Here is a 23,824-nt window from a genome sequence, read left to right as displayed (position 1 = left end):
AAATAATGCTAAATATTACTGTAAATAGAAATAAATTTATAAAAGCACTAAAAATAGTAGAAAAAGCAGTAAGCGAAAATAAAATAAGACCGGTTTTATCGGGAGTTTATTTAGAAGCAATAAATAATAAAATATATTTAAAAGGAACTAATTTGGAAATGACAATTAGTGCTTTTATGTTTGGTAAAATATTTGAAGAAGGTGCAATAGTTTTTTCACCTAGTTTAATAGATGAATATTTAAGAGAAATAAATGATGAAGAAATAAATTTATATGTTGAAAATAATATATTAATTATTGAGACAGAAGATTCATCATCAGAATTTTCTCTTTTTGATGTAACAGAATATCCAAAATTAAAAGAATTTAAAGAAGGAAAAGAGTACGAAGTATCGAAGATGTTATTAGAAGAAATGTTTGAAAAATCTAAAATTGCTGCAGCGACATCAAATGAAAATCCAGCAATTAATTGTGTTAGATTAGAATTTGAAGAAGGAAAAATAAAATTTGTGTCTTCAGATACATATAGATTACTTTATTTAGAAGATGATTTGGACGAAGCATATGGTGAATCATATAAAATAAGTATACCCCTTTTAAGTGTTGAAGCTCTTATTAAGACTTTAAAATCAGTAGCAGATGATTTTGTTAAAATTTTAATAAATGAAAATCAAATAGCGTTTAAGTTTGAAAAAGAAGTGTTTCAAACTCGGCTTGTTGATTTAGCATTTCCAGATTATGGGAATATATTGAGAAATATTAATTCTAATAAAGAAGTGTTAGTAGATACAGAAAAATTTATAGCACTTTTAAAAAGAGTAAGTGTATTTGTAAAAAATAATAATGAAAATAAAAATAGTGCTATATTTAAATTTAAAGATAATAAATTGATTGTAAAAGGAGTATCAGATATAGCAAAAATTATTGATGAAGTAGATATAAATAAAGTAGGAGAAGATTTATTGATATCTCTTAATGTAAAATTTTTATTAGATTATCTTCAATTTTTAGATAAAAACGAAAAAACAGAAATAAAATTATACGATTCTAAAAGTGCAGTAACAATAAAAAGTGTGAGTAATCCAAAAAGTATATATATAGCAATGCCTTTAGCATTAAGAGATTAAAGGCGACATGAAGGGGGAAGGAAAATGCAGTCAAGTAAAACAAATATAATATTATTACAAGAAGAGATAGAAAGGATAGTAAATGCATCACTTGCAGATCCATTTTTATTTTTAGGAATGCATAAATTAAATGAAGAGCAAGTTGTTGTAAGAGTATTTAATCCAGAAGCAAAAAAAGTGAGATTTTATTCTGATATAGAAGATAGATATCTTACTAAAATAGATGAAAGAGGATTATTTGAAGAAGTATTTGATTCAAAAAAAGTTTTTAAATATGAGATAGAATATGAGTATTTTAGTGGAAATACATTTAGAACAAGAGATCCTTATTCTTTTTTACCAGTTCTTACTGATTATGATTTATATTTATTTAATGAAGGAAATCACCATAAAATATATGAAAAATTAGGAGCACATGTAATTACTCATGAAGGAGTGAAAGGAACTCAATTTGCTGTATGGGCACCTGAAGCACAAAGAGTAAGTGTAGTAGGGAATTTTAATAATTGGGATGGAAGAGTTCATACAATGAGAATTCTTGGTGCCACAGGAGTATGGGAAATATTTATTCCTGAAGTATGTGAAAATGATATATATAAATTTGAAGTGAAAACAAAATCAGGAGCAATTAATTTAAAATCAGATCCATATGCGTTTAAAGGAGAAAAAAGACCATCAACAGCTTCTATTGTTTATGATATTGAAAATAAACACGAATGGAAAGATGAAAAATGGATGAATGAGAGGCCAAAAATTAATTGGTTAGAAAGACCAGTATCAGTATATGAATTGCATTTAGGCTCTTGGAAAAGAAAAAATGAAAATGAATTCTTAGATTATAAAGACTTGGCACATCAAATAATGGAATATGTTAAAGAGAATAATTATACACATATAGAAGTAATGCCAGTAGCAGAACATCCATTAGATGAATCATGGGGATATCAAGTAACAGGATATTATGCGGTTACTAGTAGATTTGGAGAACCACATGAATTTATGTATTTTGTAGATCTTATGCATCAAAATGGAATAGGAGTTATTATGGACTGGGTTCCAGGACATTTTCCTAAAGATGCTCATGGATTAGGGAGATTTGATGGTTCGGCATTATATGAACATGAAGATCCTAAACAAGGTGAACATATGGATTGGGGCACATATATATTTAATTATGGAAGAAATGAAGTTAAAAACTTTTTGATTTCAAATGCTTTATTTTGGATGGATAAATATCATATAGATGGATTAAGGGTAGATGCTGTTGCTTCTATGTTATATCTAGATTATTCTAGAAAAGATGGAGAATGGATACCAAATCAATTTGGTGGAAGAGAAAATTTAGAGGCAATTGAATTTTTGAAATACTTTAATTCAATAACACATCAGTATCATCCAGGGATACTTACAATAGCAGAAGAATCTACTTCATTTCCAGCAGTAACAAAGCCTACATATTTAGGTGGACTTGGATTTTCATTAAAGTGGAATATGGGATGGATGAATGATTCGCTTGAATATATATCTAAAGATCCTATATATAGAAAATATCATCAAGGAGATTTAACTTTTTCATTAATATATGCATTTTCTGAAAACTTTAAATTAGTTATATCTCATGATGAGGTAGTACATGGAAAAGGAAGCTTAATTAATAAAATGCCTGGTGATGATTGGCAAAAATTTGCAAATATGAGATTATTTTATTCTTATGCATATGCACATCCAGGGAAAAAGCTTTTCTTTATGGGAAGTGAATTTGGTCAATGGAATGAATGGAACTGTAATCAAAGTATAGACTGGCATTTATTACAATATGAACCTCATAAAAAATTATTAGAATTTGTAAAAACATTAAATAAAGTATATAAAGAAAACAAAGCATTATGGGAAATAGATTTTAGTTATGAAGGATTTGAATGGATAGATTTTAATGACTCAGATAATTGTATAATTTCATTTGTTAGAAAATCTAAAGACGGAGAAAAAATTATATGTGCGTTTAATTTTACGCCAGCAGTTCAAAATGATTATAGAATAGGAGTTCCTGAATCAGGATATTACGAAGAAATATTAAATAGTGATTCAGAAATATTTTATGGATCAAATGTTGGAAATTTAGGTGGAGTTTATTCAGAACCAATTCCTATACACGGAAGAAATGATTCAATAAGAATAAATATTCCTCCTTTGGCAGGAGTTTATTTTAAATTAAAAAAATAATTTTATAAGCAGGCTACAAGTCTGCTTTTTTTATATAGATATTAAAAAAAAAGAAAAAATGACGATAAATATATAGGAATATTAAGAAAGTAGGTGAAAATAATGAAAAAAATATTAATACTTTTTTTATTAATTGGAAGCATAAGTTTTGCAAAAATAAACATAAACATTAAAGCGGGATATCCGATAATGCAAAATGTTGCAGTAGATACTGCAGGAACATCAGCTATTCAAAAAGCGGATAGTTTATCAAAGTTAGCATTTGATACAGAACTTTCTATTCCTACAGGAGGGCCAACAGAATTTTTATTAGGTGCTAAAACAAGTTTATTTAGAATATCTAATACAGTGTCCTCGTTAGGAGAAGACTTAAAAATATTAGATGTTAGTCCATATGGTACATTTAAATTAAATGTATATGGGTATAATGACCAGGGTGAGGATTTGAATATAATTCCTTATTTTTATGGAACAGTTGGAAGGCCGGTTTTAGTAACAAATAGTGTAACTGGAGGAAGTGTAACTCTAAAAGGAGTAAGTTTTTATGAAATAGGAATGGGGATAGAATATTATGATATAATGTTAGAAGCGAGTTATTCAGAATCTAAATATGATATAACGACAGCAGCAGCGTTAACTTATCTTTCGTTAAAAACTTTAAATTTAAAATTTGGAATTAAATTTTTCTTTTTTTAAAAATATGGCCGTGAAATTTTTTTCACGGCCATATTTTTGTTTTGTATAGTTTTTTAATATTTCTTTTAAACTTAATTTATAAGTTTTTCTATTAAATAATTTAATAATTTAGTAATTTGAACTTATTTTTCACAACTATATAAATATTCTTTATAATATTTTTTAAAAATAAAAAATTCTCTTTTTAAACTCTAGAATATTGAGTTTAATTATGGTAGAATAAAACTAGTGTAAAAAATAAAGTGGGTGATAAAAATGAAAAAAATTAATATTATTCTAATTAAAATACTGTATTCTTTATATTATATAATTATATTAATTTTCATAAAAATTAGAAAAGAGGATTATACAAATTCTAATATATCAGAAAAATTTATTCAATTTAATAATAAAAGGGTAATGAAAATAATTAAGAATAAAAAAATAAAAAGCAATGAAATAGCATTATTATTGCCACATTGTTTGCAAGCATATGAGTGTACATTTAAAATAACTAGTGATATAGAAAATTGTAAAGAGTGTGGAAAGTGTGTAATAGATAAAATCATTAAATTAAAGAAAAAATATGGTATTAGTGTAAAAGTAGCTACAGGTGGAACTTTAGCGAGAATATTCTTAAAAAAGCATAGACCAAAATTAGTAATAGCTGTAGCTTGTGAAAGAGATTTAATATCAGGTATTTATGATTCAATTCCACTTCTTGTTTATGGAATATTTAATACAAGAGAAAATGGGCCTTGCATAAATACTAATGTAAATGTTGAAGAAATTGAAACTGTAATAAAAACTATAAGTGAAAAGGAGTAATAGCTATATGAAGAAAAAATTATTATTATTAATTTTATTTAGTTCTTTATATATTCAAAGTTTATCATCTGATTTAGATGATATGAAATATATACAAAAGTTATATCAAAATAAAGAATACGAAATAACATTAATGGAATTAGAAAATTTTATTTTAAAATATCCAAATTCAAAATATTATTCAACTGCAGTATATATGCTAGGAAACACTTATTATATTACAAAAGATTATGAAAATGCAGAAAAAAATTATAAAAAAATTTTAAATTCTGAATTTTCTGATAAAGCATATTATTATTTAAGTGTTATATATATTAATGAAGATAGAGAAGAAGATGCGAAAGTAGTACTAAAAAAAATATCTAGAGACAGTAAATATAGAGAAATAAGTACATATAATTTAGCACAATATTTATATAAAAAGGGTAAAGTAGACGAAGCAGAAATTTATTTTAAATCATTGATATCATTACAAGGAGAAAATAAAAAACAGGGGTTATTAAACTTAGGAGTAATTTCATATAATAAAGGAGAGTATATAAAAGCAACAGTTTATTTAGAAGAGTACATTAGTTTAGAAAAAAATGATAAAGATAATATAGCTAGAGCTTATTACATGCTAGGAGTATCTTATAAAGAATTAGAAGATGTTATGTCTGCTATTGATTATTATGTGAAAATAGAAAATGAATATAAAAATAGTGTTTATTATAATGAGACGCTTAGAGATTTAATGCTTATATACCGTGAGTTAAAAGATTATAAAGAGTTTGAAAACTATGCATTAAAATTAAAAGGTACAAAATATGAAATGCTAGCTAATATACTGTTAGCTGATTATAAATATGATATAAAAGAATATGCTGAAGCAGAAAAATACTATAGATTTGTATTAGAAAAAAATGAAAATGAAGATATAAGATTAAAATATTCATTAGTATTGCTTAATGAGAATAAAAAAAATGAAACTATTGAAAGTTTAAAAAAATTAAAAGATACAAAATATCATTATGAATATTTATACTATACAGCATATCTATTATATAATGATAAAAAATATAAAGAAGTACTAACATTATTAGAAGGATATGACAGTAATGGAAATGTAAAGTATGAAAATTATTTAGATATATTTTTAGCTGAATCTGCTTATGTATTGAAAGAATTTAATTTAGCAAAAAAATATTATAATAAAATTTATACAAAAAGTAAAAATTTAGAAGATTTATATAAATTAGTATTAATAAATTCTAGTTTAGAAAATTTAGATGAACTTGAAAATTTATATAATGAATACAATTCAAATTTTTCTAATGATAGAAAGTATAGAAAAGAAATATACTTGACAATAGGGAATATATATATAAAAAATAATGAATTAGAAAAAGGAGAAAAAGTTTATAAAGAATTTTTAAAAATTCAAGATGATAGCGTAATTTTAGAAAATTTAATCACAGTATTATTAAAACGAGGAAAATACAAAGAATTATTAATTTATTTAGATAAAGAAGAAATAGATGATGAGAATATATATTTAAGAGGAATAGCAAATTTAGGTTTAAGTAATTTTAAAGAAGCTGAAAAAGCTTTTTTATCTTTAATAAAATCGGAAGAAACTTCTGTAAAAGAAAAAGAAAGAGCAAATGTAAAATTAGTTGAAGTATATTTATTAACAAAGCAATTTGAAAAAGTTATAAAGTATGCACAAGAATATGAAAAAAATCAATATAAACTTGATTATAATACTATTATGCAAAATAAAGCACTTGCGTATTTTAGATTGAATCAATATGAAAATGCTAGAAATATATATAAAGAATTAGAAAAAAATAATGATTATAAAGACTTAGCTACTTATATGATAGCAGAGACATATTATAATGAAAAAAATTATAAAAATGCTAAAATATATTATGAAAAAGTTATAAAGAATTCAAAAAATGAAAAAAATATAGAAAATTCTAAATATTGGTTAATAAATATAGAATATATAAATAATAATTTTGATGTAGCATTAAATAAAATAAAAGAGTTTGAGGATAATTATAAAAAAAGTGAATATTTAAATGATATTTCTTATATTAAAGCAAATATATATTTAAAACAAAATGAAAATAAACTTGCAATAAAAGAATATAAAGAGATATATTCAAAAACAACAGATTTAATAAAAAAAGAAACAACAGCTAAAAAAATAATGGAATTGTACTATGCTGAAAATGATATACAAAATGCATTAAAATGGAATAATTTATTAAAAGATAAAAATTACAAAACTTTATATAAAGGATTTATTTATGATAAAGCAAAACAACCTAAAAAAGCATTTGAAGAATATTTAAAAATAACAAAAGATAAAAAATACGGAGATATTGCAAATTATTATATAGGAAACTATTATTTTAATGATAATGACTATGAAAAAGCAAGAGAATATTATGAAAAAGTATTGTCATTTGAAATAAGTGAATACAAAGATAAAGCCTTATTTAAAATAGGAGAATCTTATGAATTAGAAAATAATTATTTAAAGGCAATATCAGCATTTTTAAAAATAAAATTAATTTATACAGAAAGTAACTTGCAAGATATAGTATTGATTAAATTAGGTGAACTTTATGAGTTAGATGGTAAATTTAATAAAGCACTTTTAAGCTTTAAAGAATATTATGACAAATATAAACATGGAAGTGATTATCCATATGTTGTAGAAAAATTGATGGTTTATTATATTAATAATAAAAAATTAAATGTAGCAAAGAACTACTATATAGAGCTTAAAAAATTAAACAAAGAAAATGCTTCTAAATATAAAGAATATTTTAATTAAGGAGGAAAGAATTTTGAATAAAAAAATATTATTATATTTATTGATAAGTAGTATTATATTTGCAAATGAAACAAAAGATAATGAGTATGATATATCAACCGAGGTAAAAGGAGAATTAAAAAAAGTTTATAATGTTGGTAGAGATTTAAAAGATGGTATAAAGGATATAGATATAAAAGATATAGAATTGAAAAATTTAAATATAGATACAAAAGTAGATATTGAAAATTTAACAGCTGAAACAAAAGAAACGGCATTAAATGTAAATGATGATTTAAACGAAATAAATATTGATGATATAATTGAAAATGTAAAAAATTTATCAAATACTAAAAAAGATAGTAATATTTTTTATATGGGAATAGGAGGTTATAAAAAATTAGATGCATTTAATTATGGAATTAATTATACAAGTAAATATGAAAATATAAATTATATAATAAACTTAAAGAGAGAAGTTGCTGGAGAATATAGAACTCATAGTGATAAGAGTACTGATTATTTTAGTATAGATATGGATATGGATAAATATAATGTGAAAATATCTCATGAGTTATTAAATCAAGATTTTGAAGGAATTAAAAATGTAGGGACAGGAACTGATAAAAAATATAGTAATACTGATTTTGATTTAAAATATGAATTAAAAAATGAGGCAAAAGAGTCTATATTTTTAGGGACGAATATGTATATAAGTGAATCTACTTCGACAGAAGTTTTAAGAAATTTTAGTAACTATTTTATAAAATTATATGGAGAATACGAAGCTGTTATTAATAGTAATCAATTTAATCATATTTTATTAACTGAAGGAGGATACTATATAGATAGATTTGATGAGTCGGGAACAGGTGTGTTGTATGTTGATGTAAATGATAGATTTAAATATGATAAATATAAAGATATAGATTTTAAAGCAACTGCAGGGCTTGAAATAGCAAATAGGCAACATGAAAAAAGTGAAACAGGCTTGAATTTTGGATTTGAAGGGACAAAACCATTAAAAAATAATATTAGTGTTTCAGCATTTATTAATAATATAAATAAAAATAGTAATTATAGAAATTTAGTAAATAATTTTAAAATAGCAGATGATATTATAGAAATAGTAGATGCAAGTAATAATCAAACAGAACTTTTAACAGAAAAAAACTTTAACATAGGAACGGGAATTAATTATATAAAAGATTCTCTTTATTTAGAAGGAAAATTAAAAATAAATAATGCAAAAAATAAAATAGTATATCAAGAAAAATCGATATCAGCAACAGAAAATGCGATAGAGATATATAATTATAGTTCAAATATTAATTGGATAGAACTACTTTCAAAAGCTACATATACAAAGGATAATTATAAAGGAGAATTTATACTTGATTTATCGACTCTTGAAAAAATAGCTTATTCACCAAAATCAACTATAAAATTAAATGGTAGTTATGAAATGGGGAAAAATATGTATGAGTTATCACTTGTAAATTATGGTAAGTTTTATACAACCGATGCTAAGGACACAAGTAGATATTTAATAAAATCATATAATTTAGTAAACTTTAAATATAATTATAAATTATCACCAGAGATGAAAATTAGTTTTAATATAAATAATTTATTTAATAATAAGAGTGAAGAAATGAAAGGGTATACTATAAACGGAAGAAAACTTATGTTGAATTTTGAGATGCAATACTAAAAAATATTGACAAAAAGTTATTATTTTTGAAGATCAAACTAACTTAAATAATAATTTTTTTTATAATTAAATAAAGAGAGGATAGAAAGGAGAAAAATGTTAGAGATATTTAAGTCGGGTGGACCATTAATGTATTTAATAGCAGCATTATCAATATTAGGATTTGCTGTAATAATAGAAAGATTTATATATTTTTTTGTACATGAAAGAGGGAATACAGATATAATAAAAGAGGAATTAAAGGTATATATAGAGAAAAGAGATATAGAAAGAGCTCAAGAGTTATGTACTTTATATAATAATTCAAGTATCATTGTATTAAAAGGAATATTAGAAGAAGTAGAGTATGCTCATGAAATAAATATAGAAAATCTAGAAGAAAAGGCAAGAGAAATAGCCTTACATAGAATACCTAGTCTAGAAAAAAATATGTGGTTATTAGGAGTAACAGCTACAGTAACGCCACTTGTAGGATTATTGGGTACAGTATCAGGAATGATAATAGCATTTAGAGAAATAGCTAAAGTTGGGACAGGGAATCCAGCAGTACTTGCAGACGGTATATCACAGGCCTTGATAACGACAGCTGCAGGATTGACAGTTGCTATACCAGCTGTTATATTTTATAATTTTTTTAATAGAAAAATAGAACAAAAAATAAATGAAATGGAAAAAGTATCAGTAGAAGTAATAAATATCTTAAGAAAGTAGGAGTGAATTTATGAAAATAAGAAAAATAAGAGATAGAGATAGAAAAATGCTTACAATAGATTTAACTCCATTAATAGACGTTGTTTTCTTATTATTAATATTTTTTATGGTGGGAACAACTTTTATAGAAGTAAATACAGGAATAAAAATAGAATTACCAAAATCAACAGTAAAAGAACTTTCTAAAATAAAAGAGATAATAATATTAGCTGATAAAAATGAAAATGTACAACTTTTAATAAATGAAAAAAATGGAAAAAGAAATACAGTAAATATAAAAAAAACAGATGATCTTAAAGAAATATTAGCTAAAAAATTAGCTAATAGTGAAAATAAAAATATTATAATTAAAGCTGATAAATCTTTGTCACATGGTTTTATTGTAGATATAATGACTAAAGCAAAAGATGCAGGTGCATTGTCACTAGATATAGCTACTGAAAATAGTAAGTAGGTGATAAAAATGTATTATGAAAAAACAAATAATAACTTATTTTATATCGTACTTGTTTTTTCTATGGTAATTCATTTATTAGGAATAATTTTTTTACCAGGTTTTAGGGAAAAAGAAATAGAAAAAGATCAAGAAATAAAAACAATAAAAGCTGGGATTATTTCAATAAAAGATGATACAAAGAAAAAAAGTACTGTACCTAAGAAAATAATAGAAAAAAAGAAAATAGCTCCACCTAAAATAACAAAAATAGAAAAAAAACTTGAAAAAAGTCCAAAAAAAAAGGAAAATAGTAAGGAGAACTTAAAAAAAATACCAGTAATATCTGTAAAAAGAAAAAGTAAAAGAAATATAGATGATATAAAGATTTTAAGTACCAATGTAGATGGAGCTTTAACAACAAGAAAAATAAACGTAGAAATACCAACAACGAGTGTAGATGATACTATAAATAGAGATATTGTTGTATTAGAAAAAGAATCTACTCAAGAAAAAGTAAAAATGATTGAAGATTTGAAACTTGATGTAAAAGCAAAAGAAGTAGATTATATAAATACAAATACAAAAAATATAGGAACTAAATTTGATATAAATGATAGGGTTATTGATACAGAAAATATTTTAGAATTAGATGGGACAGAAGAAGAGATAGCTATGCCTAAAAATATAACTTCACAAGTATTAGAAGGAAATGGAAGGGCTATATGGTATGAAGGAAATGAATTGCCTAAATATCCTAGAAAAGCTGAATTAAAAGGATTAAATGGAAATGTTACAGTTATATTTACAGTAAAAGGAGCAAAAACTATTTATGAAGGAATAGAAAGAAAAAGTGGAGAGTCGGAAATAGATAGAGCAGTGGAAAAAGTAGCTAGAGATTGGAAAATTTCAATAGAAAGTGATAATGGAATATTAGTAGATGGGAAAGTAAAAATAAAAGTAGATTTTAATTTTTAGGAGGATTTTTTAATGAAGCATGTGACGTTATACAGAAAATATAGACCTACAAATTTTGATGAAGTGGCAGGAGAAAAGGATATTATAAAGACTATAAGAAATTCATTAAAAAGAGATTCGTTAGCACATGCTTATCTTTTTACTGGTCCAAGAGGAGTAGGGAAAACTACAACTGCTAGGCTTATAGCAAAAGGAGTAAGTTGTTTAAGAAATGGTATAACAGATACACCATGTAATGAGTGTGAGAATTGTATAGATATAAATAATAATAATTTTATTGATTTAATAGAGATAGATGCAGCTTCAAATAGAGGGATAGAAGAGATAAGAGCATTAAAAGAAAAAATAAATTATCAACCAGTAAAAGGAAGAAAGAAAATATATATTATAGATGAAGTTCATATGCTTACAAAAGAAGCATTTAATGCACTTTTAAAAACATTAGAAGAGCCACCAAGTCATGTAATATTTATACTAGCAACAACAGAACCAGAAAAAATACTTGATACAATTATATCTAGATGTCAAAGATATGATTTTTCCTCATTATCATTTAGTGAAGCATCAGAAAAATTATTAGAGATAGCGGCAAATGAAAAAAAAGAGATAGATATAGAAAGCTTGAAATTAATATATAAAAAATCTAGTGGAAGTATGAGAGATGCTATCTCTATATTAGAAAAAGTTATATCAAGTAGCATAGAAGAAAATATAGTATTAGAATCAGTTGAAAGAATACTAGGGATTATTCCAAAAGAAAAAATAGAAAAATTTATTACAATTATAAAATCTAAAAATATTAAAGAAGGGACAGTATTTTTAGATGAATTATGGAATAAAGGATATGATTTAGAAGGATTTTTTAAAGATTTAGCATATTATATAAAAGACATGTTAGTGTCCGATAATAAAGAATTTGAAATAAGTGAATATATAAAAATAATAGAAATAATATTTGATGTATTAAATAAATTTAAAAATGAAGAAGATAAAAGGTTATTAGGATATATTATATTTTATAAAATATTGTCAGAGAATAAAACTGATATAAAAATAATTAGAGAAATGAAAGAAACAACAATAAATAAAAATTTACAAATGAATACTAAAGAAATATCAAAAGAACTAGTAATAAATAATAATATTACTTTTGAAATGATAAATGAAAAATGGAAAGAAATACTAAATGTAGCATATTCAAATAAAATTTCATTAAAAGCAATGTTATTTACTGCTAAATTATATAAGTATTCTGAAAATATTATATATATTTCATTTCCTAAAGAATCAGCATATCATAGAGATATGATGATAAGAGATGAGTATTCTTCAATATTAGAAAATGCTATAGAAGAAGTATTAAAGATAAAAATTAAAGTGAAATACGTATTATTAGGGAATAATAATATTAAAGAAAAAACAAAAGATGATTTTGTAGAAAAATTAATAGAGTTTTTTGATGGTGAAATAAAATAGCCAAAGGGGGATTATTATGTCTAAGTATTATGAATTTATGTATGTAGAAAAATTAGGTAAAAATGTTTCAAAAGATGAAAAAGTAAAAGCAATAACAGAATTAGGGAAAATGAAGAGTATAGTAGCTAAAGATAGTTTAATTAAAATAGCTAAAAATGAAAATGAGAGTTTTTCAGTAAGAGAATCAGCAATACACGCACTTATAGAAATAGGAGATGCTAGTTTTTTAGATAATTTTTTGCCATTATCCAAAATACAAGATGAAGATATATTAGAATTATTGATTTATGGAATAAAAAAATTAAAAGCAGAAGAATATGTGAAATATTTTAAAGATTTTATTGATAATGAAAATATAAATATAAAATTAGAAATAATAGATACATTAAATATTATTCATACAGAAGAAGCGATAAAATTACTTTTAAAATATTATAATTCAAAAGAAAAAGAGATAAAAAATTTAATAAGATTATATATTCAAGATTCTAAGGTTTTCTTAGATTATATAGAAAATATGAGTGAAATAGAACTTTTAAATATTCTAGGACTAATTCCAGCAGAAAAAGCTTTAGTAGTATTAAAAAAATTAATATCTGAAGTTACAGATAAGAATATTATTAAAATATTAATTTCAAGTATAGCAGACCTTCATATAAAAGGAACAGGAGAATTATATGAAGAGTTATTTGACAAATTAGAAGAAAAAGAAGATAAAATAAAATTAATAGAATCACTTGAAAATGTAGAAAATAATGAAAAAAACAAATTTTTATTAAGATTATTAGATAATAGTGATAGAGACATTAGAGCAAAGGCATTGACTTCATTTACAAATATAGAAGAAGAAGAGATATTAGAAAAATTAAAAACAATGCTTTTTACTGAAAATGAATGGTGGTTAATAAAAAAACTTGTTATTATGTTATTAGGAAAATCTAAAAATTTAAATATATTTAAACAATTTGTATTGCTATTATCAGAAGAAAGTGATGAAAGAATAATTAGAACTTTAATTGTTGAATTGGGAAACCTAAAAAATGAAAAAGCTATTCCTTATATAAAAAAATATATAACTAGTAATAAACAGGATATAAGGAAAGTAGCAATTGAGTCTTTAGCTAAATTAGGCTATAATGAAATATTAGAAGATGTTTTAAAAGAAAATAATGTAATTGAAAACATAAAATTTGAAACAATTGATATTTTATTAAATTATAAAGATGAAAGAGTAGAAAAAATATTAATAGAAATACTTAATAAAAGAAGATATGAAAAACCTATTATGGAAAGAGCTATAAAAATGGTAGAAGAATTTCAAATACCATTTAAATTATTTAAAGATTTTGTTATAGATAAAAAAGTTGATAGAGAAATAAGAGCAAAACTAATAGTAAATGCTGTAAAATATGATAAAAATAGTGTAGAAAAATTATTTATGAAAATATTAGAAACTGATGATGAATGGTGGATGTTAAAAAAAATAGTTTTATTGGTTGTAAAAGACATGAAATTGTATAACTTAATAGATATAGTTATTAAATATGTAAATAATATAGATGAAAGATTATCAAAAACAGCAAAAGATGTAGCTAAGAGTTTTTATGGTGCGTTATTAGTAGAAAAATTAAAAGACGAAGATATAAAAAATATAGCAGAAAAATTTATGAAAATAATATAATAGGGAGCATAAGGGCATGGTGGAAAATGATATTCAGGAAAAATATAAAAAACTAGAAGAAGAATTGCAAGAACTAAAAAACAAATATTCTGAGAGAAGTTTTAAGATAATGGCATTAAATCAACTTACTCAAACTATAGCTTTAGAAAAAGATTTAAATACATTAAAATATGTGATTTGTGATATGTTTTTTGAAGTGAATTTGGTTCAAAAAGCTTTTGCATTTAGTATAACAGATAAAAAACTAGAAATATTAAATAAAAAAGGGATAAACATAGAAAATAATAATGTTAAATTAAATTATAATGAAAAATTTTTAGAAGAACTAGTAAAACAAAGAGTAATATCAATAAATATAGCAAAACAAAGAGGATTTTTATCAGAGATAACAGAAAGTTTTTATAAAGGATATATTATTTCTTTTAAATTAATAAAAGGCGAAGAAATAGAGTATTTTATAATAATTATAGGCGAAAAATCATTAGGTGATTATACAGATGTAGATACAGAGTTTTTAACTACAGTATCAGGACAAATATCTATAATACTTGAAAATTCATCATATACATATCAAATGGAAGAAAAAAATAAAGAATTAAGTAAAACAAATTTTAATTTAACAGTTTTAAATTATGCTTCAACATTACTTAATAATACTCTTGATTTAAATGAATTAATAAATTATGTTATAGATATATTTTTCGAAATTTATAAAGCAAAAAAATTTATTATATTTAATTTTGATGAAGATAAATCAGAATTTAAATTACATTCAAGTAATGGTTATGTATTTTTAAATGATAATAAAACTTTTTATATTAATGAAAATTTGAAATATAGAATACTTTCAAGTGCAAATATAAAAAATTATAAAGAATTAAAAAATAGTGAAATTATAGAAGGATTAGAAAAAATTATAGAATTAAATGAAAATACATATTTAATACCTTTTGTAAATAAACAACTTATTGTAGGTGCTGCTATAATTGAAAGTGAAGAAAAGATAGATACGGATTTTTATAACACCTTAAAATTACAAATAACAACAGCATTAAATAATTCGAAATTGTATCATTCTGCTATAACAGATGGACTTACTAATTTATATAATCATATCTTTTTTGAAAGACAATTAAAATTAGAAATGTATAAGCATGTAAAAACAAGTCTTTTATTGATAGATGTAGATAATTTTAAAAGATTTAATGATACATATGGACATGTAGCAGGAGATAAAGCATTAAAAACATTAGCTCAAACAATAAAAGCATATATAAGAAAACAAGATATTGCAGCAAGATATGGTGGAGAAGAATTTGTTGTACTTTTTCCAGACACTGAATTAGAAGAAGCTTATGAAATAGCAGAAATAATTCGAAAAGGAGTAGAAGATGTAATTATAGAATATGAAGGTGCAAAACTCAAAATAACTATAAGTATGGGAGTTGGTGAATATAACAAAAGCATGAATATAGATATGTATAAATTTGTTAGTAATGTAGACTCAGCTTTGTATAAGTCAAAAAGAAATGGTAAAAATATGGTAACAAAATATATTAAGGATATTGAATAAGGTTGTAAAATTTATAAAAATTTTGTAATATATAAATGCGATTGTAAAAAATAACTGAATAAGAAGTTCTCATATTAAGTTTTAGAAACTTTTAAAAATAAAATTTTTTTAATAAATAAAAGAAATTAGAGTTTTACAATTATTAGTAATCATAACTAAAGGGAGGGGAAAGAATGAAAAAAAACGAAGGTAAATTAGATAGAATAATAAGAATAGTAATAGGAGTAATTTTTTTATTAATATCATTTATATCTAGTGGAATTTTATTTTGGATATCTTTAATTTTAGGAATAATATCATTAGTTACAGGAATTTTAGGATGGTGTGGATTATATCAATTGTTTGGTATAAATACTTGTAAAATAGATGATCAGGAGTAAAAAATGAAAAAAATTATAATTAATGAAGATGAATTACTTACGCATTGTGAAGCTTTGATAAAAAAATCGAATGGTGATTCATATCAAATATTAAAGGCACAATATGTACAGCAACTGTTATATGCATATGGGCTAAAAGATATAATTATTGATGAAAAAGGAAATGTAATAGGTAAAATAATAGGTAAGAAAAAAGATGATATTATAGTAATAAATAGTAATTTAGATAATGGAATAGTAGACGAAGAACCTCTTTTTACTTTTAAAAAAATTGTAGGAAAAGGAGTAATAGAGGCTTCTGTACCTCATTTTATTTTAGCAAGTCTTGCAAGAAGATTAAAACTAGAGAAATTGGAAAATACAGTATATTTTATAGCGACAACTGACTCTAAAAAAGGAAATATTGGATTAAATTATTTTCTTCAAAAATATAAACCTCAAATAAAAGCATTTATAAATCTTGAAGGTTTATCTTTAGGAGAAATAAATACAAAGTGTGTAAATATAAAAAGAGGCGAAATTCATATAAAGGGAAAAGGTGGACATGTCTGGAAAGATATAGGAGTAGGAAATCCTATAAATGCAATATATAAAATAATAGGAGAAATTAATAAATTAACTTCAGAAGATATAATCTTTAATTTGTCACATATTGAATCTAAAAGTAGTTTTGATATGTTAGCTGATACAGGATTAGTGAAATATGAAATAAGAGGATTTAATATTGATATATTAGATGAAACAGAAAAAAATTTTATAAAAGCATTAAAAGAAATTTCTAAAGATGAAAGAGTAGAAATAGAATTAAAAAATAAATTAGAATTTAAAATAAACGAACCTAATATAGAGAAAAAAATAGGAAATATTGTTACCAATACAGCTAAATTTTTAGATATACCTAGCTATAGTACATCATCACATATTGAGATTATACCGGTTCTACAAAATGGTATAGATGCTGTATCTATTGGAGTTATAAAAGGGGATAAATTAGGTAGAGATGATGAATTTGGAATAATAAATTCGATTAATAAAAGTATGGAACTTTTATATTTATCAATATTAGAAATCGACAAAATTATTTAGAAGGAAAAGAGGCTAAAAATGATACTTACATTAATACTAGGAGTTGTATATTTCTATTTGGGACTTTTTGCTCCTTTATTTTCTTTTGTATTTCCATTTTTTATGATTAATCAAAAGAAAAAATTTAAAAATAGTTATATAAAATTTAATATATATACATATATATTAATATTGCTATTATCATTTACTGCAAAAGAAGATAAAATAATTGTAGTGATTTTTGTAGTAAATTATGTTATAATACAGATTGTATATTTCTTTATTAATAAAATAAACAATTTTGAAAAAATATTTTTGTCATCAGTATTAAGTAGTTTTAATTTTTTAATTTTTTATTTGATTCAAAAAGATTTTTTTGATAAAAATTTAAAATTATTACAAGAAGTATATATAAATTATTTTAAATTAAATCAACAAGAAGTTATAAATTATTTTAAATTTTTTAAAAGTAATTCGTTATATATAATATTTATATATATGTTTTTAAATGTATTAATACTATATTTTTTAATTAACAAAAAATATTTTTCTAATATAAAATTTAAATATTATTATTTAATATTTTTTATAATAAGTATTATTTATTTAAAATATATAGGCTATAATTATATTTTAAATAATTTATTACAGATAATTCAATTTACATATATGATATATGGGGTATATAAAGCTTATAGTATATTAAAAATTAAAAATAGATTTATGTCGTTAAGTATTGTTATAATGATATTTTTGATTTCTCCATTTATATATTTTTTATTTGGAGCATTTGAAAGTTTTGATTTAAATATTTTTAATAAAAAGAAAGTTTAGCAAAAGAAAGGAGCATAATTATGTCAAAGATTAAAGTGATTTTAAAAGAAAATATAAAAGGACAAGGTAAAAAAGGTGAGGTGATTTCTGTATCTGAAGGATATGCTAAAAATTTTTTATTTGCACAAAAAAAAGCAATATTAGCTACTCCAGAAGAATTAAAAAGATTAGAATCTAGAAAAGAAAGAGAAGCTAAAAAAGAAGAAAAAGAAAAAGAAAAAGCAAAAAAAAATAAAGAGTTATTAGAATCAAAGCCATTGGAAACAACTATAAAAGTTGGAAATAATGGTAAAAGTTTTGGAGCAATTACTTCAAAAGAAATAGCTATATTAATAAAAGAAAACTTTAATTTAGATATAGATAAGAAAAAAATAGATGCACATTTTAAAAATATAGGGACACATATTGCAGAGGTAAAATTACATAATGATGTAAAAGCTAATGTAAAAGTAGTCGTAAAAGGAAAATAGAAAAGTAGGTAGAAAATGGATAAATTATTAGATAAAATAAGAGGTATTAAAGATATAACTTTTTTTAAAGATGCTTCAAAAGCAAAAAAAAGTGAAAAAAAAATAGATGTATTATATGGATTGTTAGCAAATGTATATGGTGCAAAAAATATGGTGGAAATAGCTAAAACTAAAGGTGTTTTAGAAGAATTAAAATCATTAGATGTAAAAGAGAGAGCGTATGCTTTACTTGTAATTACAGCAAATAATAATACACATACAGACATAATTGTTACTGAAAAAGAATTAGATAAAGCTCTTGAAGTATTAGAAGAAAGAGCTGCAGAGATTATTTCATTAAAAAGTATAGAAAAAGAAATTACTTTAAAAGTAAATAAACTAATGGAAGAAAAACATAAAGAATATTTAAGAGAAATGAAGAAAAAAATAATTTCTGAAGAGATAGGGCCAGAATCAGAATTTAGTAAAAACAAGTTAAAAGAGATAGAAGAATTAGAAAGTAAGAAAAAACTAAAAACGGTAATGGAGACACTTAGACCACAAAAACTTAGTGAGATTGTTGGTCAAGAAAAAGCTATACAAGCTCTTTTAACAAAATTAGCTACGCCATATCCACAACATGTTATATTATACGGTCCACCAGGAGTAGGAAAAACTACAGCAGCAAGATTGATATTAGAAGAAATAAAAAAATTAGATTATACTAATTTTGAAAAAGATGCACCATTTGTAGAAGTGGATGGAACAACATTAAGATGGGATCCAAGAGATGTAAGCAATCCTTTAATAGGTTCTGTACATGATCCTATTTATCAAGGCGCACAAAAAGATTTTGCTAGTGATGGAATTCCAGAACCTAAAATAGGTCTTGTAACAAAAGCTCATGGCGGAGTTTTATTTATAGATGAAATAGGTGAAATTGATATAAAATATCAAAGTAAATTATTAAAAGTATTAGAAGATAAAAGAGTAAATTTTGAATCAGCATATTATGACCCTGAAAATCCTAAAATACCAAAATATATAAAACGTTTATTTGAAAAAGGAGCACCAGCAGATTTTATTTTAATAGGAGCAACAACAAGTGAACCAAAAGATATAAATATAGCACTCCGTTCAAGAGTAGCGGAGATATATTTTGAGCCATTAAATAGTATACATATAAAAAAAATAGTTCAAAATGCATGCGAAAAATTAAATGTAGAAATTGAAGAGGATGCTTTAGATTTAATATCAAATTATACTATTGAAGGAAGAAAGGCTGTAAATATTTTAGCTGATGTGTATAGTTCTTTATTATATAAAAATTATAAAAATAAAAAAAGTGATAAATTTATAATAAAAATGAATGATGTAGAAAAAATAATAAAAATAAATAGACTAAATAGATTTTCTCGTAACAAAGGAAAAGACAAAAAAGAAATAGGACGAGTTTTTGGTTTAGGAGTGTATAGATATTTAGGAAGTTTAATAGAATTTGAAGCAGCTATTTTTGAAAATAAAGAAGGAAAAGGACGAGTTAGATTTAATGAAACAGCTGGTTCTATGACAAAAGATTCTATTTTTAATGCATTAACAGTAGCTAAAAATTATACAAAGTTAGATACTGAAAAATATGATATTCATATAAATATAATAGGAGGTGGAAAAGTAGATGGGCCTTCAGCGGGCGCAGCTATAACTACTCTAATTATATCAGTATTAAAAAATTTACCAATGAGACAAGATGTTGCTATAACTGGAGAGATATCTTTGATAGGTGATATAAAACCAGTAGGTGGAATAGTTGAAAAAATTTATGGTGCAAAACAATTTGGAATGAAAAAAGTATTAGTTCCTTATGAAAATAAAAATGATGTACCAGAACATATAGAAGATATAGAAATAAAATTAGTTAAAACAATTGATGATGTAATAAAAGAATTGAGTTAATTAAAAGGGAGATAAAAATTTCAAAATATTAATTAGTAATAATTTAAATTTTGAAATGATATCTCCTTATATATTCTAAGAAAAAATAAATGGAGGAGAAATGGAAGTAGAAAGTTTAAATCGTGTACCTTACAGTGAAGAGGCAGAAAAATCTGTTTTAGGAGGTATTTTACTAAAACAAGATGCGTTATCAGATATTATAGACATATTAAGACCTAATGATTTTTATAAATTATCACATAAGTACATATATGAAGCAATGTTAAATATTTACTCTCATGGTGAAGTAATAGATCCGGTTGTTTTAATAAATTCACTTAAAAAAATGGATAGATTTGATGAAATAGGTGGAGAAAATATTATTTATGAAATATTGGATGAGGTGCCTACAGCGGCTAATATTTTAAGTTATGCTAAAATTGTAAAAGAAAAATCAATATTAAGAGAACTTATAAATGTAGGTAATAAAGTAGTAGAATTAGCACAAACAGGATATGAAGAAGTAGATAGTATTTTAGATAAAGCAGAAGGTCTTATTTTTAAAATCTCTGAATCTAAAGAAAATAAAGAAGTAGTGAGTATAAGTAGCTTGGTAAATGAAGAATTTGAAAGACTAGAAAAAGTAGTAAAAAATAGTGGTGCAACTACAGGTATATCGTCTAATTTTAAAGAATTTGATCAAATGACTTCTGGATTTCATCCTTCGGATTTAGTAATAATAGCAGCAAGGCCAAGTATGGGAAAAACAGCTTTTGTACTTAATTTGGCTTTAAATGCAGCTTTAAATGAAAATAAATCAGTTTTAATATTTTCACTTGAGATGTCAAATTCTCAAATATTTCAAAGATTATTAGCAATTGAATCAAAAATTCCATTAAATAAAATAAGAAATGGATTTATTTCAGAAGATGAATGGGGACATATAGCATTAGCTACTGGGAAATTAGCTAATACAGATATACAAATAGCTGATGTACCTAATGTTACTGTACTTGAGATACGTGCTATGGCTAGAAGACTTAAAGCTGCAGGTAAATTAGATATGATACTTATAGATTATTTACAATTGATAAAAGGATCTGGTAGAACAGAAAGTAGACAACAGGAAATCTCTGATATCTCAAGATCATTAAAAGGTATAGCGAGAGAGCTAGATGTACCTGTAATAGCTTTATCACAGTTATCGAGAGCTCCTGAGCAAAGAGCGGATAGAAGACCAATGTTATCAGATTTGAGAGATTCTGGAGCAATAGAGCAAGATGCAGATATGGTAGTATTTCTGTATAGAGATGAATATTATAATGAAGATAGTGAAGATAAAGGTTTAGCAGAAATAATTATAGGAAAACAAAGAAATGGACCTGTTGGAACAATAACTTTAAAATACTTTAATGAAATAACAAAATTTGCAGATTATACAGCACAAATTAAATAACTTTAAAATTTAGAAAGGGTAAAAAAATGAAAAAAGCGGAATTATTAGCACCTGCTGGAAATATGGAAAAATTAAAAATGGCATTTCATTACGGAGCAGATGCATGTTTTTTAGGTGGAAAATTATTTAATCTAAGATCTGGAAGTAATAATTTTTCAAATGAGGAGATAAAAGAGGCAGTTGAATATGCACATAATATAGGGAAAAAAATATATGTAACATTAAATATAATAGCTCATAATCAACAAGTAGATATGATGGTTCCATATATTAAATTTTTAGATGAAGTAGGAGTAGATGGAGTTATAGTAGCTGACCTTGGAGTATTTCAACTTGTAAAAGAAAATAGTAATTTAAAAATAAGTGTGAGTACTCAAGCAAGTAATACAAATTGGCGATCAGTAAAAATGTGGAAAGAACTTGGTGCAAGTAGAGTAGTGCTTGCTAGAGAAGTTTCACTAGAAGAGTTAAAAGAAATAAGAGATAGAGTGCCAGATATTGAAATAGAAGCCTTTGTACATGGAGCAATGTGTATATCAATATCAGGGAGATGTCTATTAAGTAACTATATGACAGGAAGAGATGCTAATGGTGGCGATTGTGCACAGGCGTGCAGATGGAACTACAATTTGGTTGAAGAAAAGCGACCAGGAGAATATTATCCAATATATGAAGATGAGACAGGAACACATATATTTAATTCAAAAGATTTATGTACAATAGAATTTATTGATAAAATACTTGATATTGGAGTAGATAGTTTAAAAATTGAAGGAAGAATGAAAGGGATATATTATGTAGCAAATGCTGTAAAAATATATAGAGAAGCATTAGATAGCTATTATAGTGGAAATTATCAATATAATCCAAAATGGTTAGAAGAATTACAGACAATAAGTCATAGATTATATACGCATGGATTTTATTTTGGAACGCCAGATGAAAGTGCTCAAAATTATAACGATAGAAATTCATATAGTCAAACACATAAATTGGTAGCAAAAGTTTTAGAAAAATTAGATAATAATGAATATATATTGGGAATAAGAAATAGATTGGAAGTTGGGGAAGAATTAGAAGTAGTAAAACCATCTAGTGAAATAGAAAAAATAATATTACCTAAAATGATAAACATGAAAACTGGAGAAGAAATTAATAAAGCACATCCTAACATGACTGTAAAAATAACACTAGAAAACGATTTAAATGTAATGGATATGATACGACAAAAAATATCTTGACACAGTAATAAAAAATTAGTATAATTGTCCGTATAATAGAATACGGTTGAAGGTATAGGGAGAGAACTTTTAAGTCACCGAAGAAGTAAATCTTTCAGGTAAAAGGACCTATATTGGACGAGCCTCTGGAGAGATCCAAAAGGACACCGAAGGAGTAACACTCTCAGGTAAAAGGACAGAGGATTTGGCAATTATAGTATTTATAATATTTTTATAGTTGTTAAATTTTAGAGGCTAAA

At 24.0% G+C, this 23,824-nt stretch carries 19 protein-coding genes and 2 riboswitches; all 19 genes read left to right on the top strand.

Annotated features, from left to right (window positions below):
* Nucleotides 1–5: 5 nt before the first annotated feature.
* The 19 genes from dnaN to EV215_RS04225 all read left to right on the top strand — a co-directional run bounded on the left by dnaN (nucleotide 6) and on the right by EV215_RS04225 (nucleotide 23,585).
* On the top strand, nucleotides 6–1,127 hold the full coding sequence (dnaN, locus tag EV215_RS04315) for a DNA polymerase III subunit beta (protein ID WP_134112768.1): 1,122 nt from the start codon (nucleotides 6–8) through the stop codon (nucleotides 1,125–1,127).
* A gap of 24 nt (nucleotides 1,128–1,151) precedes the next feature.
* On the top strand, nucleotides 1,152–3,350 hold the full coding sequence (gene glgB / locus EV215_RS04310; RefSeq protein WP_134112767.1) for a 1,4-alpha-glucan branching protein GlgB: 2,199 nt from the start codon (nucleotides 1,152–1,154) through the stop codon (nucleotides 3,348–3,350).
* Nucleotides 3,351–3,452: 102 nt separating this feature from the next.
* Entirely contained in the window at nucleotides 3,453–4,046 is a 594-nt protein-coding gene (locus tag EV215_RS04305) for a hypothetical protein (RefSeq protein ID WP_134112766.1), read from the top strand.
* Between the two features lie 255 nt (nucleotides 4,047–4,301).
* Nucleotides 4,302–4,853 (top strand): DUF116 domain-containing protein, encoded by a 552-nt coding sequence (locus tag EV215_RS04300; protein WP_134112765.1) that lies wholly within the window; start codon nucleotides 4,302–4,304, stop codon nucleotides 4,851–4,853.
* Nucleotides 4,854–4,860: 7 nt separating this feature from the next.
* Complete coding sequence (locus EV215_RS04295) at nucleotides 4,861–7,683, top strand: tetratricopeptide repeat protein (protein ID WP_134112764.1); 2,823 nt, start codon at nucleotides 4,861–4,863, stop codon at nucleotides 7,681–7,683.
* A gap of 13 nt (nucleotides 7,684–7,696) precedes the next feature.
* Nucleotides 7,697–9,376 carry a porin family protein gene (locus EV215_RS04290; RefSeq protein WP_134112763.1) on the top strand — a complete coding sequence of 560 codons (1,680 nt, stop codon included), beginning with the start codon at nucleotides 7,697–7,699 and terminating at the stop codon, nucleotides 9,374–9,376.
* A 96-nt stretch (nucleotides 9,377–9,472) separates the two neighbouring features.
* On the top strand, nucleotides 9,473–10,087 hold the full coding sequence (locus EV215_RS04285; protein WP_134112762.1) for a MotA/TolQ/ExbB proton channel family protein: 615 nt from the start codon (nucleotides 9,473–9,475) through the stop codon (nucleotides 10,085–10,087).
* A gap of 10 nt (nucleotides 10,088–10,097) precedes the next feature.
* Nucleotides 10,098–10,541, top strand: a complete 444-nt coding sequence (locus EV215_RS04280) for an ExbD/TolR family protein (RefSeq protein WP_134112761.1) — start codon at nucleotides 10,098–10,100, stop codon at nucleotides 10,539–10,541.
* Between the two features lie 9 nt (nucleotides 10,542–10,550).
* Nucleotides 10,551–11,498, top strand: a complete 948-nt coding sequence (locus tag EV215_RS04275; protein WP_134112760.1) for a TonB family protein — start codon at nucleotides 10,551–10,553, stop codon at nucleotides 11,496–11,498.
* Nucleotides 11,499–11,510: 12 nt separating this feature from the next.
* Nucleotides 11,511–12,974: a DNA polymerase III subunit gamma/tau gene (gene dnaX, locus EV215_RS04270; protein ID WP_134112759.1), complete on the top strand. Its 1,464-nt coding sequence runs from the start codon at nucleotides 11,511–11,513 to the stop codon at nucleotides 12,972–12,974.
* Nucleotides 12,975–12,990: 16 nt separating this feature from the next.
* Nucleotides 12,991–14,655 carry a HEAT repeat domain-containing protein gene (locus tag EV215_RS04265; protein WP_134112758.1) on the top strand — a complete coding sequence of 555 codons (1,665 nt, stop codon included), beginning with the start codon at nucleotides 12,991–12,993 and terminating at the stop codon, nucleotides 14,653–14,655.
* Nucleotides 14,656–14,671: 16 nt separating this feature from the next.
* A complete protein-coding gene (locus EV215_RS10615) occupies nucleotides 14,672–16,228 on the top strand; it encodes a sensor domain-containing diguanylate cyclase (RefSeq protein WP_134112757.1) in 1,557 nt (518 codons plus the stop codon).
* Nucleotides 16,229–16,401: 173 nt separating this feature from the next.
* A complete protein-coding gene (locus tag EV215_RS04255; RefSeq protein ID WP_134112756.1) occupies nucleotides 16,402–16,608 on the top strand; it encodes a YgaP family membrane protein in 207 nt (68 codons plus the stop codon).
* A gap of 3 nt (nucleotides 16,609–16,611) precedes the next feature.
* The gene (locus EV215_RS04250; RefSeq protein ID WP_134112755.1) at nucleotides 16,612–17,694 is read left to right on the top strand and encodes a M28 family peptidase; all 1,083 of its coding nucleotides are present in this window, start codon (nucleotides 16,612–16,614) and stop codon (nucleotides 17,692–17,694) included.
* 18 nt (nucleotides 17,695–17,712) lie between these two features.
* Nucleotides 17,713–18,507, top strand: coding sequence for an O-antigen polymerase (locus EV215_RS04245; protein WP_134112754.1), 795 nt, complete (start codon nucleotides 17,713–17,715; stop codon nucleotides 18,505–18,507).
* Between the two features lie 20 nt (nucleotides 18,508–18,527).
* Nucleotides 18,528–18,977: a 50S ribosomal protein L9 gene (gene rplI / locus EV215_RS04240; protein WP_134112753.1), complete on the top strand. Its 450-nt coding sequence runs from the start codon at nucleotides 18,528–18,530 to the stop codon at nucleotides 18,975–18,977.
* Nucleotides 18,978–18,992: 15 nt separating this feature from the next.
* Nucleotides 18,993–20,909: a Lon family ATP-dependent protease gene (lonC, locus tag EV215_RS04235; protein WP_134112752.1), complete on the top strand. Its 1,917-nt coding sequence runs from the start codon at nucleotides 18,993–18,995 to the stop codon at nucleotides 20,907–20,909.
* Between the two features lie 100 nt (nucleotides 20,910–21,009).
* Nucleotides 21,010–22,344 carry a replicative DNA helicase gene (dnaB, locus tag EV215_RS04230; RefSeq protein ID WP_134112751.1) on the top strand — a complete coding sequence of 445 codons (1,335 nt, stop codon included), beginning with the start codon at nucleotides 21,010–21,012 and terminating at the stop codon, nucleotides 22,342–22,344.
* 26 nt (nucleotides 22,345–22,370) lie between these two features.
* Nucleotides 22,371–23,585 (top strand): peptidase U32 family protein, encoded by a 1,215-nt coding sequence (locus EV215_RS04225; RefSeq protein WP_134112750.1) that lies wholly within the window; start codon nucleotides 22,371–22,373, stop codon nucleotides 23,583–23,585.
* Between the two features lie 46 nt (nucleotides 23,586–23,631).
* A riboswitch (glycine riboswitch) is annotated at nucleotides 23,632–23,705 on the top strand.
* 2 nt (nucleotides 23,706–23,707) lie between these two features.
* Nucleotides 23,708–23,767: riboswitch (glycine riboswitch) on the top strand.
* Nucleotides 23,768–23,824 lie beyond the last annotated feature (57 nt).

Source organism: Hypnocyclicus thermotrophus (genome assembly GCF_004365575.1).
Classification (GTDB): Bacteria; Fusobacteriota; Fusobacteriia; order Fusobacteriales; family Fusobacteriaceae; genus Hypnocyclicus; species Hypnocyclicus thermotrophus.
The sequence above is the reverse complement of the archived record's forward strand: the minus strand, read 5'-3'. Positions and strand labels throughout refer to the sequence as shown.

What these genes read in the sequence shown, in the direction of transcription:
- dnaN (WP_134112768.1), top strand. Translation starts at nt 6, where the DNA reads ATGCTAAATATTACTGTAAATAGAAATAAATTTATAAAAGCACTAAAA.
- EV215_RS04265 (WP_134112758.1), top strand. Translation starts at nt 12,991, where the DNA reads ATGTCTAAGTATTATGAATTTATGTATGTAGAAAAATTAGGTAAAAAT.
- dnaX (WP_134112759.1), top strand. Translation starts at nt 11,511, where the DNA reads ATGAAGCATGTGACGTTATACAGAAAATATAGACCTACAAATTTTGAT.
- EV215_RS04245 (WP_134112754.1), top strand. Translation starts at nt 17,713, where the DNA reads ATGATACTTACATTAATACTAGGAGTTGTATATTTCTATTTGGGACTT.
- EV215_RS10615 (WP_134112757.1), top strand. Translation starts at nt 14,672, where the DNA reads ATGGTGGAAAATGATATTCAGGAAAAATATAAAAAACTAGAAGAAGAA.
- lonC (WP_134112752.1), top strand. Translation starts at nt 18,993, where the DNA reads ATGGATAAATTATTAGATAAAATAAGAGGTATTAAAGATATAACTTTT.
- EV215_RS04255 (WP_134112756.1), top strand. Translation starts at nt 16,402, where the DNA reads ATGAAAAAAAACGAAGGTAAATTAGATAGAATAATAAGAATAGTAATA.
- EV215_RS04295 (WP_134112764.1), top strand. Translation starts at nt 4,861, where the DNA reads ATGAAGAAAAAATTATTATTATTAATTTTATTTAGTTCTTTATATATT.
- EV215_RS04225 (WP_134112750.1), top strand. Translation starts at nt 22,371, where the DNA reads ATGAAAAAAGCGGAATTATTAGCACCTGCTGGAAATATGGAAAAATTA.
- EV215_RS04285 (WP_134112762.1), top strand. Translation starts at nt 9,473, where the DNA reads ATGTTAGAGATATTTAAGTCGGGTGGACCATTAATGTATTTAATAGCA.
- EV215_RS04250 (WP_134112755.1), top strand. Translation starts at nt 16,612, where the DNA reads ATGAAAAAAATTATAATTAATGAAGATGAATTACTTACGCATTGTGAA.
- EV215_RS04300 (WP_134112765.1), top strand. Translation starts at nt 4,302, where the DNA reads ATGAAAAAAATTAATATTATTCTAATTAAAATACTGTATTCTTTATAT.
- EV215_RS04305 (WP_134112766.1), top strand. Translation starts at nt 3,453, where the DNA reads ATGAAAAAAATATTAATACTTTTTTTATTAATTGGAAGCATAAGTTTT.
- EV215_RS04280 (WP_134112761.1), top strand. Translation starts at nt 10,098, where the DNA reads ATGAAAATAAGAAAAATAAGAGATAGAGATAGAAAAATGCTTACAATA.
- glgB (WP_134112767.1), top strand. Translation starts at nt 1,152, where the DNA reads ATGCAGTCAAGTAAAACAAATATAATATTATTACAAGAAGAGATAGAA.
- rplI (WP_134112753.1), top strand. Translation starts at nt 18,528, where the DNA reads ATGTCAAAGATTAAAGTGATTTTAAAAGAAAATATAAAAGGACAAGGT.
- EV215_RS04275 (WP_134112760.1), top strand. Translation starts at nt 10,551, where the DNA reads ATGTATTATGAAAAAACAAATAATAACTTATTTTATATCGTACTTGTT.
- dnaB (WP_134112751.1), top strand. Translation starts at nt 21,010, where the DNA reads ATGGAAGTAGAAAGTTTAAATCGTGTACCTTACAGTGAAGAGGCAGAA.